Origin of the sequence: Kitasatospora putterlickiae (assembly GCF_039527695.1) — a bacterium.
Lineage (GTDB): Bacteria > Actinomycetota > Actinomycetes > Streptomycetales > Streptomycetaceae > Kitasatospora > Kitasatospora putterlickiae.
This window is the reverse complement of the sequence record NZ_BAAAKJ010000194.1, coordinates 1-13381: the sequence shown is the minus strand read 5'-3', so window position 1 is coordinate 13381 and position 13381 is coordinate 1. Positions and strand designations below refer to the sequence as shown.

Genomic DNA, 13381 nt, shown 5'->3' with positions numbered 1-13381 from the left:
GGCAGCAGCGCCAGCAGCAGCCCCGCGCCGGTCACCGCCGCCACCTGGAGCACCCCGGGCCCGGCCGGCAGCCCGCGCACCGACCCGAGCAGCGCGTACGCCAGCGCGCCCGCCGCCCCGATCGGCGCCTGCTCGCGGTCGCCCGGAAGAGTGATCCGCACGCACTCGCCGAGCGCGATCAGCGCGGTGAACGCCAGCGCCACCCCCGGCTGGGCCGGACCGCGCACCGCCACCGCCCCGAAGGACGCCGCCAGCAACGCCAGCGCCACCCCGTGCACCGCGCACACCGCACCGGCGCACCCCTGCCGTACGTCCGCACGCCCGGCGCTCGCCGACCGCCTCGCGCCGTCCCGCGAAACCGACGCGCCCCGCCGCGCGCTCATGACGCCCCGGCCGTCGGCACGCCGCCGCCACCGCCACCGCCCTGGACGGGCACCCCGCCCGGCGCCGCCCGGGCCGGTTCGGGCACGCCGAGCGGGATGTCCGGCACCGCCTTGATGCAGTCCGGGGACGGCGGCAGCACCGGCTGCCAGTCGTGCACGGCCAGCGCGTCCACCAGCGCCCGCACCATCACCGGGTCGAACTGGCTGCCCGAGCAGCGCTCCAGCTCGGCGACCGCCTCGGAGACCGGCCGGCCGCGCCGGTAGGAGCGGGTGGAGGTCATCGAGTCGAAGGCGTCGGCGACCGAGATGATCCGGGCGAACTCGGGGATCTGCTCACCGGCCAGCCCCGCCGGGTAGCCGCGGCCGTCCATCCGCTCGTGGTGGTGCAGGATCCCGGCGTGCGCCTCGCCGAGGAAGGCGATCCCGCGCACCAGCTCGTACCCGTACACCGGGTGCACCTCGACGGCCCGGCGCTCCGCCTCGGTGAGGGGACCGTTTCTGCGCAGCAGTTCGGTGGCCACGCCGAGCTTGCCGACGTCGTGCAGGACGCCCGCGTACCGCAGGGTGCGCAGCCGCTCGGCCTCCATGCCCAGCTGATCGGCGATCAGCACCGCAGCCCGGCCGACCCGTTCGCTGTGGCCCCGGGTGTAGGCGTCCTTGATCTCCACCGCCTGGACGAGCGCCTGGACGGTCGCCTGGTGGGCGTCGCGCTCCCGGTGCCCCTGGGCGAACACCCACGCCGAGATGGACAGCGGCAGCAGGGCCAGCAGCGCCGCGAACGCGCCGTACGGTCCCTGCCACAGCACGGCGAGCATCAGCCCGCCCGCCGCGTGCACCAGCACCGGAACCCCCGGCACCCCCGGCGCGGCGGAGGCATCGCGCAGCAGCCCGGCCGGCCGCCGGCCCTCCGCCAGCACCCGCATGCCGCCCACCAGGGCGCCGTTGACCAGGCAGAACGCGCCGAGCGCGGCGAACGCGGGCAGCAGCGCGGCGGGGAACCGGGAGCCGAGCAGCAACTGCGGCCCGGCCAGCAGGTGGAACACCGCCGAAGCCGCGAAGGCGGACAGCGCGAGCTGCGCGCCGTTCCACACCTGGCGCCGCCGGCCCTCCGCCGCCGCCCCCGCCCCGAGCAGCGCCGCCGGGACGGCGACCAGCGCGGCGGCGGACGGCGGCAGCATCAGCACCCCGGCGAACAGCACCGGGAAGAACGCGTTGACCCCCGGCCGCACCGGCCTGCGGGCGCGCAGCGGCGGACGGCGCAGCAGCAGCCGCCCGAACCGCAGGCAGGGCGTCGACAGACCCTGGGCGAGCGACTCCCAGCAGCCGTGCAGGAAGGCCAGCAGCCCGACCTTCGGCCAGTCCACCGGGGCGCCCAGCCAGTGCGTCGCGTCCGCCGGAGCGGGCAACGGCAGCAACGGCAGCAGCGGCAGCAGGCAGCAGAGCGCCAGCACCGGCACGGCCACGAGGTAGCGCGCCGCCCCCGGCGGCAGGTCCGCGTCTGCCCTGTCGGTAGCGATGTCGACCTCCCCGCGTGCTGGCCCGCGCCGCCCTGGCCCGTTCAGTCCCGGCCCGCCCGCCGGACGCCCGGGCACGCCGAAGCGGCGGCGGACGGGCGGTGGTGAGCGTCCGTCAGGAGGATAGGACGCCGCTCCGGCACCGGGACGCGTGATCGCGCAATGCCGCTGCTGGCACACCGCCAACTCACTCGAACGAGTGAGGGCGAAGGACGGGCGGAGGGGACGCGGACACACGACGGCCCCGGAAGCATCCGCTCCCGGGGCCGCCCGCGTTCATGACCCGCCGTGCGCCGGACGGCGCACCCGTGCTCAGGTCCCGGCCGCCGCCTCCGCGGCCCGGCCCGGCCCGGCCGGCTCCCCGGCCGCCTCGGCGTGCACCTCGACCGTCGTCTCGACGGAGACCGCCACCGCCTCGCCCGTGCGCTGCCCGGCCCGGATCGAGTCGATCCTGGCCAGCACCTTGCCGCGCAGGTCCGCCGGGGTGTCGTCGCAGCCGCAGGAACGCTTGATCAGCGCCTTGATCGCCTGCTCCAGTCCGTACTGCTTCAGGCAGGGCGAGCACTCCTCGAAGTGCACGCGCAGCTTGACGTAGTCGCCCTCGGCCATCTCGTTGTCGAGGAATTCGTAGAGGTGGTCGAGGACCTCGCCACACTCGGTGTCGTGCGGATCGCCGCAGCTCATGAGCCCGAGCCCTTCGCTTCCTGCCCTGCCCCGCTACCGGCCGGGACCAGCCCGCGCTCGCGGGCGTAGTCCTCCAGCATGCCGCGCAACTGACGGCGGCCGCGGTGCAGCCGGGACATCACCGTACCGATGGGAGTACCCATGATGTCCGCGATCTCCTTGTACGCAAAGCCCTCTACGTCCGCGAGATAGACGGCGATGCGGAACTCCTCCGGGATGGCCTGGAGGGCGTCCTTCACATCGCTGTCCGGGAGGTGGTCCAGGGCCTGGGTCTCCGCCGAGCGCAGACCCGTCGACATGTGCGACTCGGCCCGGGCCAGCTGCCAGTCCTCGATCTCCTCGGCGGCGGTGCGCTGCGGCTCCCGCTGCTTCTTGCGGTACGAGTTGATGAAGGTGTTGGTGAGGATCCGGTACAGCCACGCCTTGAGGTTGGTGCCCTCGCGGAACTGGTGGAACGACGCGTACGCCTTCGCGAACGCCTCCTGCAGGAGGTCCTCCGCGTCGGCCGGGTTGCGGGTCATCCGCAGCGCGGCCGAGTACATCGGATCCAGGTAGCCCAGGGCGTCGCGCTCGAAGCGCTCCCGCCGGGCCTCCTCGGTCTCCTCCGCCGACACCCGGAAGGTGTCCTCACCGATCGCCTCGGCCAGCTCCTCACCGGTGAGCGCCTCGCCCACGGGCGGACCCTCCTCCGGGCCCCGGCCCGGCTCGGCCTCGTGCTCGGTCCCGACGACCGGACCCACCTCCTCGGCATGACGGACACGACCCACCGCGGGCCGCCCCGAAAGTGAGGATATCGGGCTGACGGGCTTCTCGCCCGCGACTAGCCACTCCGACCAGGAGGGAGCGAACGCCGACCCGGCCTCGCGCTCCTCCGGCCGCTCGGGGCACGCGATCGAACCCATCTGCCCTGCCTTCCACCGGGACTCCACCTGACGACCGTGTCAACCACGGCCGCCCCGCCCGCATTCCCGCTCCCCCGGGAGCGGCTCACACCACCCGCGACACCCAGTCCCCGACGGCCGAGACGATCATCTCCAGCAGCTCCGACTGCCCGGTTCCGGCCCGCTTCGGCACCTCGAACCCGTGGTTGCCGGCCGGCAGCGCCACCAGCTCGTGCGAGTCCGGCAGCTCCGGGAACTCCGCCGGACCGCCGAACGGGTCCTTCGGCCCCTGCACCACCAGCGTCGGCAGCCCCGAGCCGAGCAGTTCCCCGGCCCGGCTCTTCTCCGGCCGGCCCGGCGGGTGCAGCGGGAACGCCAGCGCCACCACCCCCACCGCCCCGCTCGCCGCCCCGGTCCGGCAGGCCACCCGCGCCCCGGCGCTGCGCCCGCCCACCACCAGCGGCAGGCCCGTCCCGGCCAGCCGTTCGGCCACCGGCACCCATCCCGCGTCCAGCGTCCCCGGCGCGGGCGCCACCTTCCGGCCCGCCACCCGCCAGGGCTGCTCCACCAGCGCCACCGACACGCCCCGGGCCGGCAGGGCGGCGGCCAGCGCCGCCAGGTCCCGCGCCTCGATCCCGCCGCCGGCGCCGTGCCCCAGCGCCAGTACCGCCCGCGGCGCGGCGGCCGGGTGCAGGGTGATCCGGGCGTCCCCGGCGGGCGTGGGCACCGGCTCCGTGGTCACGGGGGCGGGTTTCGCGGCGGTCACGGCTGCGGTCCTCTCAACACGGCCGCGGTCCCCGTCACCAGGGCCGGCGGCCAGAACGACTCGGAACGACTCAGACAACTCAGAACAGCGTGGTCTCGTACTCGACCTCGGTATGGGGCTCGGTCAGCCCGGGGTGGTCGTTGCGGACACTGCCGACGTCCGGCGACACCGGCGTCACCCGCAGCGCCCCCGGCGGCGGCGGTATCAGCAGCCGCCGCAGCTCCTCGGACCCGCTGTCGTCGAGCCCCGGGTCCAGCCACGCGTCGAACGACCCCGGGTCCAGGAACAGCGGCATCCGCTCGTGGATCGGCGCCAGCAGCTCCTCCGCCTCCGTCGTCACCACCGTGAACGTCACCAGCCAGCCCTCCGGGTGGTCGGAGGGCACCGCCCGGTTGCGCCAGAACTCGTACAGGCCCGCCAGCGCCAGCGGCGCGCCGTCCGCCCGGGACACGAAGAACGGCTTCTTCCGTGCCTTCCCCCGCTCCCCCGGCACCGTCTGCCACTCGTAGTAGCCGTCCACCGGCAGCACGCACCGGCGCGCGGCGAACGCCTGCCGGTACGCCGGCTTCTCGTGCACCGTGTCCGCCCGCGCGTTGATCATCTTCACCGCCGTCTCCGGCGACCCGGCCCACTGCGGCACCAGCCCCCAGCGCAGCACCCGCAGCTGGCGCACCGGCCGCGCCGCCCCCTTCGCCTGCCGCTCCAGCACCACGAAGGCGCTCTGCGTCGGCGCGACGTTCCAGCTCGGGTCCAGCGTCTCGGCCGGATCCCACTGCTCGACACCGAACAGCTCGACGATGTCCTCGGGCCGGCTACTCGCGGCGAAGCGACCACACATGACCGTCAGCTTGCCACGCCCCGCCCGCCCCGGGCCCGCGTCCGCCCCAGAACCACCCGCCGCCGCCCCGCCGTCCTCCCCATGGCAGGCTGCCACCCCGGAAGGAACGGCCGGACCGAGGCGGAGGAGACGCATGGACGCCAGGACCCTCGACGAACTGTGGACCGCCGTCACCGGCACCCAGCCCGCCCCACCCGGCTGGCTCCCCCTCGCCACCGGCGCCGCCGCCCTGCTCACCGTCCTCGCCGGCCCGCTGTGGCGGATCGCCCGGGGCGCCATCACCATCGCCCACGAGGGCGGCCACGGCCTCGCCGCCCTCGCCACCCGCCGCAGGCTCGCCGGCATCCGGCTGCACTCCGACACCTCCGGCCTCACGCTGTCCTACGGCCGCTCCACCGGCCCCGGCTGGCTCCTGACCCTCGCCGCCGGCTACACCACCCCCGCCCTGCTCGGCCTCGGCTGCGCCGCCCTGCTCGCCGCCGGCCGCGTCACCCTGCTGCTGTGGCTCGCCATCGCCCTGCTGCTCGCCCTGCTGGTCCGGATCCGCAACGCCTACGGCTTCCTCTCCGTGCTGCTCACCGGCGGCGCCTTCTTCCTCGTCTCCTGGTTCGGCTCCCCCGACGTCCAGGCCGGCTTCGCCTACCTCGGCACCTGGTTCCTGCTCCTCGGCTCCGTCCGCCCGGTCCTCGAACTCCAGCGCCAGCGCCACCACGGCCAGGGCCACGGCTCCGACGCGGACCAGCTCGCCCGCCTCACCGGCGTCCCCGGCCTCGCCTGGACCGTCCTCTTCCTCATCACCGCCCTCGCCGCCCTCGCCCTCGGCGCGAGCTGGCTGCTGCACCCCCTCTGACCGCCCCGCGCGCCGCCGCACCCCGCCCCGGGCCCCGGCGTCGGAGGCGAACGGGCGGGCCCCACCACGGCCCCTAGACTTGGGCCCATGACCGAGACCCTGTGGCCCGCCCCCGTCGCGACCACCCCCGTGGACGCCACCGTCACCATCCCCGGCTCCAAGTCGGTCACCAACCGGGCCCTGCTGCTGGCGGCACTCGCCGACGGCCCCGGCTGGGTGCGCCGCCCGCTGCGCAGCCGCGACTCCCAGCTGATGGCCGACGGCCTGCGCGCGCTCGGCGTCACCATCGAGGAGCAGGTCAACAACGACACCGGCGGCACCGGCGGCGGCGAGGCCTGGCGGGTCATCCCCGCCCCCGCGCTGCGCGGCCCCGCCTCGGTCGACGTCGGCAACGCCGGCACGGTCATGCGCTTCCTGCCCCCGCTCGCCGTCCTCGCCGACGGCCCGGTCCACTTCGACGGCGACCCGCGCAGCCACGAGCGCCCCCAGCACGGCGTGATCGACGCGCTGCGCGTGCTCGGCGCCCGGATCGAGGACGGCGGCCGCGGCACCTTCCCGCTCACCGTGCACGGCACCGGCGCGCTGGACGGCGGCACCGTCGAACTCGACGCCTCCGCCTCCTCCCAGTTCGTCTCCGCCCTGCTGCTGTCCGGCGCCCGCTACAACAACGGCGTCGAGGTCCGGCACGTCGGCGGCCCGGTCCCCTCGCTGCCGCACATCCGGATGACCGTCGACATGCTGCGGCTGGCCGGCGTCCAGGTCGACGCCCCCGGGGACGGCGGCGAGAAGGACGTCTGGCGGGTCACCCCCGGCGCCCTGCTCGGCCGCGACCTGGTCGTCGAGCCCGACCTCTCCAACGCCGCGCCGTTCTTCGCCGCCGCCCTGGTCACCGGCGGCCAGGTCACCGTCCGCGACTGGCCCAAGCACACCACCCAGCCCGGCGACCAGCTGCGCGACCTCTACACCCGGATGGGCGGCGACTGCGCGTTCACCGACGAGGGCCTGCGCTTCACCGGCACCGGCCGCGTCCACGGCATCGAGGCCGACCTGCACGACGTCGGCGAGCTCACCCCGGTGATCGCCGCGGTCGCCGCCCTCGCCGACTCCGAGTCCCACCTCTACGGCATCGCCCACCTGCGGCTGCACGAGACCGACCGGCTGGCCGCCCTCGCCAAGGAGATCAACGGCCTCGGCGGCGACGTCAGCGAGACCGAGGACGGCCTGCGGATCCGCCCGCGCAAGCTGACCGGCGGCGTCTTCCACACCTACGAGGACCACCGCCTGGCCACCGCCGCCGCGGTGATCGGCCTCGCCGTGCCCGGCGTCCAGGTGGAGAACGTGGCCACCACCGCCAAGACGCTGCCGGACTTCCCCGCCATGTGGGACGAGCTGCTCGCCGGCCCGGTGGCGGGCGGCTGAGCGGAGGACTGGGCACATGCGCCGCTACGGCAAGGACGCCGACGAGGACGACATCCGCAACCGCCCCGCGCGCCGGGGCTCCCGGCCGCGGACCCGGATCCGGCCCAAGCACGAGGACGCCGCCGAGGCGATGGTGCTCACCATCGACCGCGGCCGGCTGACCTGCCTGATCGACCCGGGGACGAAGCAGGAGCACGAGGTCGTCGCCATGAAGGCCCGCGAGCTGGGCCGCAAGGGCGTGGTCGTCGGCGACACCGTCTCCCTGGTCGGCGACCTCTCCGGGGACACCGACACCCTGGCCCGGATCGTCCGGGTCGAGGAGCGCACCTCGGTGCTGCGGCGCACCGCGGACGACGACGACCCCTACGAGCGGATCGTCGTCGCCAACGCCGAGCAGCTCGCCATCGTCACCGCACTGGCCGACCCGGAGCCCCGGCCCCGGCTGATCGACCGCTGTCTGGTCGCCGCCTACGACGCCGGCATGGAGCCGCTGCTCGTCCTCACCAAGTCCGATCTGGCCCCGGCCGAGCCGCTGCTGGAGTCCTACGCCCCGCTCGGCATCCAGTACGTCGTCACCCGCCGCGACGAGCTGGAGACCGCCGGCGCCGAGGCCGTCCGCGAGCACCTGCGCGGCCTGCGCACCGTGTTCATCGGCCACTCCGGCGTCGGCAAGACCACCCTGGTCAACGCCCTCGTCCCGGAGCGGCAGCGGACCACCGGCCGGGTCAACGCCGTCACCGGCCGCGGCCGGCACACCACCGTCTCCGCGCTCGCGCTGCGCCTGCCGCCGCCCCCCGGCGCCAAGCCCGGCTCGAAGAAGGCGCTGGACGCGGGCTGGGTGATCGACACGCCCGGCTTCCGCTCCTTCGGCCTGTCGCACATCGACCCGTCCCGGGTCATCCACGCCTTCCCGGACCTGGAGCCCGGCACCGCGGACTGCCCGCGCGCGTGCGGCCACGACGAGCCGGACTGCGCGCTGGACGCCTGGGTGGCCGACGGGCACGCCGACCCCGCCCGGCTCTACTCGCTGCGCCGTCTGCTGGCCAGCAAGGAGGCCCGCGAGGGCGACTGACGGCCGGCGCCGGGCCGGTTTGGGCGTTCGAGGTGTCGAAGCGCCCTGTCGTGGTGATCATAGGAAAGTCGGGCCGGATCACGGCCCGGCCCGCCGACCGACTCGCCGACCGACAGGGAGAGCACGCGATGGCATGGGCCCTGGTGATCCTGGCCGGCCTGCTGGAGACCGGCTTCGCGATCAACCTCAAGCTCAGCGAGGGCTTCACCAAGCTCTGGCCCACCATCAGCTTCTGCGTCTTCGCCCTCGGCAGCTTCGGCCTGCTGACCCTCTCCCTGAAGACGCTCCCGGTCGGCCCCGCCTACGCGGTGTGGACCGGCATCGGCGCGGCCGGCACCGCGATCTACGGCATGCTCTTCCTCGACGAGACCAGCTCGGTGCTCAAGCTCGTCTCGATCTCCCTGGTCATCGCCGGAGTCATCGGCCTCCAGCTCAGCGGATCCGCTCATTAGCCGCCCGCCCGCCTCCGGGGCGGGGCGGGGGGCTCGCTCGGCCGCCCGGATCGTGTGCCGCGGGGCGGCCCCGCGCTAGGGTTTCGACCATGGCCGACTACCACGACGACCTCCGACTCGCCCATGTCCTCGCCGACTCGGCCGACTCGGTCACCCTGGAGCGCTTCCGCGCGCTCGACCTGCGGGTCGAGACCAAGCCCGACCTGACCCCGGTCAGCGACGCCGACAAGGCCGCCGAGGAGCTGGTGCGCGGCATCCTGCAGCGGGCCCGCCCGCGCGACGCGGTGCTCGGCGAGGAGTTCGGCCTCCAGGGCTCCGGCCCGCGCCGCTGGGTGATCGACCCGATCGACGGCACCAAGAACTACATCCGCGGCGTCCCGGTCTGGGCCACCCTGATCGCGCTGCTGGAGGACGGCCCGGACGGCGTGGAGCGCCCCGTCGTCGGCATCGTCTCCGCCCCCGCGCTGAACCGCCGCTGGTGGGCCGCCAAGGACCTCGGCGCGTTCGCCGGCCGCAGCCTCGCCAAGGCGTCCCGGATCCACGTCTCCGGCGTCTCGCGGATCGAGGACGCGTCCTTCTCCTACTCCTCGCTCACCGGCTGGGAGGAGCGCGGGCGCCTCGACCCGTTCCTCGACCTCACCCGGGCCTGCTGGCGCACCCGCGCCTACGGCGACTTCTGGTCCTACATGATGGTCGCCGAGGGCGCGGTGGACATCGCCGCCGAGCCGGAGCTGTCGCTGTGGGACATGGCGGCGAACTGCGTCATCGTCGAGGAGGCCGGCGGCCGCTTCACCGGCCTGGACGGCGTCCCCGGCCCGGGCGGCGCCGACGCCGTCGCCTCCAACGGCCTGCTGCACGAGGAGGCGCTGCGCCGCCTGAGCGTCTGATCCTTCCCTAGACCTGTATGGAGACTCTTCCAACAGTCCCCGTCACGTGGTGCGGGCCCCGGGTGCCGGTTCTCCGGCGGCACCCGGGGCCCGCTGCTCGGCGGGTCCCCTCACCGGGCCCCGCGTCACGGTGCGTCAGCGCTGCTTGCGCAGCTCCCGCACCGCGTTCTCCAGCCGCCGGCCGAAGTCGGCGTCGGCCTTGCGGAAGTTGTCCACCGCCCGCTCGACGATGTCCTCGCGGTCGGAGGAGACCTTGGCGATGAAGCCGGACAGGTTGCCTATCAGCCGCTGCTTCTCGTCCTCGCCCATCAGCCGGTAGAGGTCGCCGGCCTGCACGAAGTCGTTGTCCTCGGCGTGCGAGGGCGCCTCGTGGGTGCCGGTGACGCCGTCGACCGCGGTCGGCGCCCACAGCGGACGGCCGGTCTGCACCGGGCCGCCGAAGCTGTTCGGCTCGTAGTTCTTGCGGCGCCCGTGACGGCCGTCGTACAGGTGGCCGTCCCGGTGGTTGTGGAGCGCCTCGGTGGCGTGCGGGCGGTTGACCGGCAGGTGGTCGGCGTTGATGCCGACGCGGTAGCGGTGGGCGTCCGCGTAGGCGAACAGCCGGCCCTGCAGCATCTTGTCCGGGGACGGGCCGATGCCGGGCACGAAGTGCGACGGCGAGAAGATCGACTGCTCGACCTCGGCGAAGACGTTGTCGGGGTTGCGGTTCAGCTCCAGCCTGCCGAACTCGACCAGCGGGTAGTCCGCGTGCGGCCAGACCTTGGTGAGGTCGAACGGGTTGAAGCGGTAGTCCGCCGCGTCGGCGGCCGGCATGATCTGGACGCTGACCGTCCAGCTCGGGAACTCGCCGCGCTCGATCGACTCGCGCAGGTCGCGCTGGTGGCTGTCCGGGTCCTCGCCGGCCAGCTTGTTGGCCTCGCCCTGGGTGAGGTTCCTGATCCCCTGGTCGGTCTTGAAGTGGTACTTCACCCAGAAGTACTCGCCGGCCTCGTTCTGCCACTGGTAGGTGTGCGAGCCGAAGCCGTCCATGTGCCGGTAGGACGCCGGGATGCCGCGGTCGCCGAACAGCCAGGTCACCTGGTGGGTGGCCTCGGGCGACAGGCCCCAGAAGTCCCAGACGTTGTCCGCCTCCTGCGAGCCGGTGTACGGGTCCCGCTTCTGGGTGTGGATGAAGTCCGGGAACTTGCTGGCGTCCTTGATGAAGAACACCGGGGTGTTGTTGCCGACGAGGTCGTAGTTGCCCTCCTCGGTGTAGAACTTCAGCGCGAAGCCGCGCGGGTCGCGCACCGCGTCCGCCGCGCCGAGGTTGCCGGCCACGGTCGAGAAGCGCAGGAAGGTCTCGGTCTGCTTGCCGACCTCGGAGAGGAAGGCCGCCCGGGTGTACGCGGTGACGTCCGCGGTCACCGTGAAGGTGCCGTAGGCGCCGGCGCCGCGGGCGTGCACCACGCGCTCCGGGATGCGCTCGCGGTTGAAGTGCGCGAGCTTCTCGAACAGCTGCTGGTCCTGGATCAGCGCCGGTCCGCCGACACCGGCGGTCTCGGTGTTCTGGTTGTCGGCGACAGGGGCACCCGCCTCCGTGGTGAGGGTGGGGCGCAGCTCGTCCTGGGTAGTCATGTGAGGGGGCCTCCGCGTGATCCGGTCGTGACGAACCGATCCTAACTTGGACTTTGTCTAAGTCAACACTGGAACCAGACTCGGAGTGTCACTTACCCTGAGTCCATGAGTGACCTGCTGGAGAGACTTCGCGGACGTGGATGGCGGCTGACCTCGCAGCGCCGGGTCGTGGCCGAGGTCCTCGACGGCGAGCACGTCCACCTGACCGCCGACGAGGTGCACGCCCGCGCGGTCGAGCGGCTGCCCGAGATCAGCCGCGCCACCGTCTACAACACCCTCGGCGAACTCGTCGGCCTGGGCGAGGTGCTGGAGGTCGCCACCGACGGCCGCGCCAAGCGTTACGACCCCAACGCGCACCACGCGCACCAGCACCTGGTCTGCTACGGCTGCGGCGCCATCCGCGACGTGCACCCCCAGGGCGACCCGCTGGCCGCTCTGCCCGCCTCCGAGCGGTTCGGCTTCACCCTCTCCGGCGCCGAGATCACCTACCGCGGCCTGTGCCCGGACTGTTCCACCGGCTCCTGACGCCCGACCGCGCGCGGGCGCGAAGCCCCGCCGCGCGCCCCGCTACGCGCCTCACAGCGTGCCCCGCTACGCGCTCAGCTCCGCGTGCAGCGCGCCCAGCAGCCGGCCCGCGCGCTCGGCGACCTCCGCCGGACCGTAGTCGGCGGCGCGGCGGCACCAGCCCTCGGCCTGCACCGGCTCGCCCCGGCGCAGCGCCAGCAGCGCCAGCCGCAGCGCCGCCCGCCCGTGCCCGGCGTCCGCCGCCCGGGTGTACCAGAGCATCGCCTCGGCCTCGCTGTCCTGCCGGGCCAGCAGCAGCCCCAGGTTGAACGCCGCGCTGCGGCTGCCCGCCTCGGCCGCCCGCCGGTACCAGCTCTCGGCGATCTCCAGCGCCCCCCGCTCGGCCGCCCGCACCCCCATCCGCACCTGCGCCCGGCGGTGCCCGGCGTCCGCCGCCACCGCGTACCAGTGCTCGGCCTCCGTGTCCGCGTCCCCGCGCCGGTCCAGCACCGACGCCAGCCGGAACGCGCCCTCCACCGAACCGCCCGCCGCCGCCTGCCGGTAGCGCTCCAGGGCGCCCGACGCGTTGCCGCGCTGCTCCTGCACCACCGCCAGCTGCAGCGCCGCCTCGCCGTGCCCCTCCGCGGCGGCGCGCGCGTACCACTCCTGCGCCTGCCGGTGTTCGCCGCGACCGGCGTGCAGCACGCCCAGGTTGAACGCGCCGTCCACGCTGCCCGCCTCGGCGGCCTTGGAGAACCAGGGCGCGGCGCCCGACTCGTCGCCGCGCTGCAGCAGCACCACGGCCAGCGCGTTGCACGCCTCCCGGTGCCCGGCGTACGCGGCCCGGCGGTACCACTGCTCGGCCTGCTGGTCGCGGCCCGCGCCGGCGCACAGCAGGCCCAGGTTGAACGCGCCGTTCTGGTCGCCGGCCTCCAGCGCGCCGCGGTACCAGCGCTCGGCCTCGGCGGCCTCGCCGCGCGAGGCGTGCAGCGCGCCCAGTGCGTTGGCCGCGTTGCCGTCGCCCGCCTCGGCGGCCTCCTGCCACCACTCGGCGGCCGCGGCGAGGTCCCCGCCGTCGCGCAGCAGGTAGCCGAGCGCGCAGGCGGCCCGCGGCTCGCCGTTCTGCGCGGACTGGCGGTACCAGCGGGCGGCCTCGTCCAGCAGCGCCTGCTCGCCGCCGGCCCGGTCCTCCAGCAGCACGCCCAGGCGCAGCGCGGCGCGGGCGTGGCTGCGGGCGGCCGCGATCCGGTACCAGGCCTCGGCGGTCTCCTTGTCTCCGGCGGCCTCGCGCATCCGGGCCAGCCGGTAGGCGGCCTCCCGGTGCCCGGCGTCGGCGGACACCTTGAACCAGCGCTCGGCGCGCACGTCCCGGCGGTGCTCCATGAGGTCGCCCAGCGCGTAGGCGCCCAGCGGGTGGCCGTGGTCGGCGGCGAAGTGCAGCCAGTACTCGGCGGCCTCCTCCTCGCCCTGGTCGCGCAGTTGCAGGCCGAGCGCGTGGGCGGCGGGCGCGCTGCCGG

At 74.7% G+C, this 13381-nt stretch carries 13 protein-coding genes and 1 pseudogene; 6 read left to right on the top strand and 8 right to left on the bottom strand.

All coding sequences use genetic code 11. The features are described 5' to 3' along the window. The 6 genes and pseudogenes from ABD308_RS19500 to ABD308_RS19475 all read right to left on the bottom strand — a co-directional run. Positions 1–287 (bottom strand): annotated as a pseudogene (locus ABD308_RS19500) (metal-dependent phosphohydrolase); the annotation flags it as partial. A gap of 92 nt (positions 288–379) precedes the next feature. Further along, on the bottom strand, positions 380–1840 hold the full coding sequence (locus ABD308_RS19495; RefSeq protein ID WP_344336328.1) for an HD-GYP domain-containing protein: 1461 nt from the start codon (positions 1838–1840) through the stop codon (positions 380–382). 369 nt (positions 1841–2209) lie between these two features. Then, positions 2210–2581: a mycothiol system anti-sigma-R factor gene (gene rsrA, locus ABD308_RS19490; protein WP_344336322.1), complete on the bottom strand. Its 372-nt coding sequence runs from the start codon at positions 2579–2581 to the stop codon at positions 2210–2212. Then, positions 2578–3321, bottom strand: coding sequence for a sigma-70 family RNA polymerase sigma factor (locus ABD308_RS19485; RefSeq protein WP_425554802.1), 744 nt, complete (start codon positions 3319–3321; stop codon positions 2578–2580). Before ABD308_RS19485 ends, rsrA begins: the two co-directional genes overlap by 4 nt. A gap of 247 nt (positions 3322–3568) precedes the next feature. Continuing rightward, positions 3569–4228 (bottom strand): alpha/beta hydrolase family protein, encoded by a 660-nt coding sequence (locus ABD308_RS19480; RefSeq protein WP_344336314.1) that lies wholly within the window; start codon positions 4226–4228, stop codon positions 3569–3571. A gap of 79 nt (positions 4229–4307) precedes the next feature. After that, positions 4308–5066 (bottom strand): SOS response-associated peptidase, encoded by a 759-nt coding sequence (locus ABD308_RS19475; protein WP_344336308.1) that lies wholly within the window; start codon positions 5064–5066, stop codon positions 4308–4310. Positions 5067–5199: 133 nt separating this feature from the next. On the opposite strand from ABD308_RS19475, the gene ABD308_RS19470 reads away from it, so the two are divergent. The 5 genes from ABD308_RS19470 to hisN all read left to right on the top strand — a co-directional run bounded on the left by ABD308_RS19470 (position 5200) and on the right by hisN (position 9746). Continuing rightward, complete coding sequence (locus ABD308_RS19470) at positions 5200–5916, top strand: M50 family metallopeptidase (RefSeq protein ID WP_344336301.1); 717 nt, start codon at positions 5200–5202, stop codon at positions 5914–5916. An 87-nt stretch (positions 5917–6003) separates the two neighbouring features. Continuing rightward, a complete protein-coding gene (aroA, locus tag ABD308_RS19465; protein ID WP_344336296.1) occupies positions 6004–7335 on the top strand; it encodes a 3-phosphoshikimate 1-carboxyvinyltransferase in 1332 nt (443 codons plus the stop codon). A gap of 16 nt (positions 7336–7351) precedes the next feature. Next, on the top strand, positions 7352–8407 hold the full coding sequence (gene rsgA, locus ABD308_RS19460) for a ribosome small subunit-dependent GTPase A (protein ID WP_344336292.1): 1056 nt from the start codon (positions 7352–7354) through the stop codon (positions 8405–8407). A gap of 128 nt (positions 8408–8535) precedes the next feature. Continuing rightward, positions 8536–8859, top strand: coding sequence for a DMT family transporter (locus ABD308_RS19455; protein ID WP_344336288.1), 324 nt, complete (start codon positions 8536–8538; stop codon positions 8857–8859). Positions 8860–8948: 89 nt separating this feature from the next. Further along, positions 8949–9746 carry a histidinol-phosphatase gene (hisN, locus tag ABD308_RS19450; protein WP_344336282.1) on the top strand — a complete coding sequence of 266 codons (798 nt, stop codon included), beginning with the start codon at positions 8949–8951 and terminating at the stop codon, positions 9744–9746. Between the two features lie 135 nt (positions 9747–9881). Here the strand turns inward: hisN and ABD308_RS19445 are convergent, their stop codons facing one another. Then, positions 9882–11360, bottom strand: a complete 1479-nt coding sequence (locus ABD308_RS19445; protein ID WP_344336275.1) for a catalase — start codon at positions 11358–11360, stop codon at positions 9882–9884. A gap of 105 nt (positions 11361–11465) precedes the next feature. On the opposite strand from ABD308_RS19445, the gene ABD308_RS19440 reads away from it, so the two are divergent. After that, positions 11466–11885 (top strand): Fur family transcriptional regulator, encoded by a 420-nt coding sequence (locus ABD308_RS19440; RefSeq protein WP_344336269.1) that lies wholly within the window; start codon positions 11466–11468, stop codon positions 11883–11885. Positions 11886–11951: 66 nt separating this feature from the next. On the opposite strand, the gene ABD308_RS19435 is transcribed toward ABD308_RS19440, so the two are convergent. After that, the coding region (locus ABD308_RS19435) for a tetratricopeptide repeat protein (RefSeq protein ID WP_344336266.1) at positions 11952–13381 on the bottom strand (1430 nt) is incomplete at its 5' end.

What these genes read in the sequence shown, in the direction of transcription:
- rsrA (WP_344336322.1), bottom strand. Translation starts at nt 2,581, where the DNA reads ATGAGCTGCGGCGATCCGCACGACACCGAGTGTGGCGAGGTCCTCGAC.
- ABD308_RS19440 (WP_344336269.1), top strand. Translation starts at nt 11,466, where the DNA reads ATGAGTGACCTGCTGGAGAGACTTCGCGGACGTGGATGGCGGCTGACC.
- ABD308_RS19445 (WP_344336275.1), bottom strand. Translation starts at nt 11,360, where the DNA reads ATGACTACCCAGGACGAGCTGCGCCCCACCCTCACCACGGAGGCGGGT.
- hisN (WP_344336282.1), top strand. Translation starts at nt 8,949, where the DNA reads ATGGCCGACTACCACGACGACCTCCGACTCGCCCATGTCCTCGCCGAC.
- ABD308_RS19455 (WP_344336288.1), top strand. Translation starts at nt 8,536, where the DNA reads ATGGCATGGGCCCTGGTGATCCTGGCCGGCCTGCTGGAGACCGGCTTC.
- ABD308_RS19470 (WP_344336301.1), top strand. Translation starts at nt 5,200, where the DNA reads ATGGACGCCAGGACCCTCGACGAACTGTGGACCGCCGTCACCGGCACC.
- ABD308_RS19475 (WP_344336308.1), bottom strand. Translation starts at nt 5,066, where the DNA reads ATGTGTGGTCGCTTCGCCGCGAGTAGCCGGCCCGAGGACATCGTCGAG.
- rsgA (WP_344336292.1), top strand. Translation starts at nt 7,352, where the DNA reads ATGCGCCGCTACGGCAAGGACGCCGACGAGGACGACATCCGCAACCGC.
- aroA (WP_344336296.1), top strand. Translation starts at nt 6,004, where the DNA reads ATGACCGAGACCCTGTGGCCCGCCCCCGTCGCGACCACCCCCGTGGAC.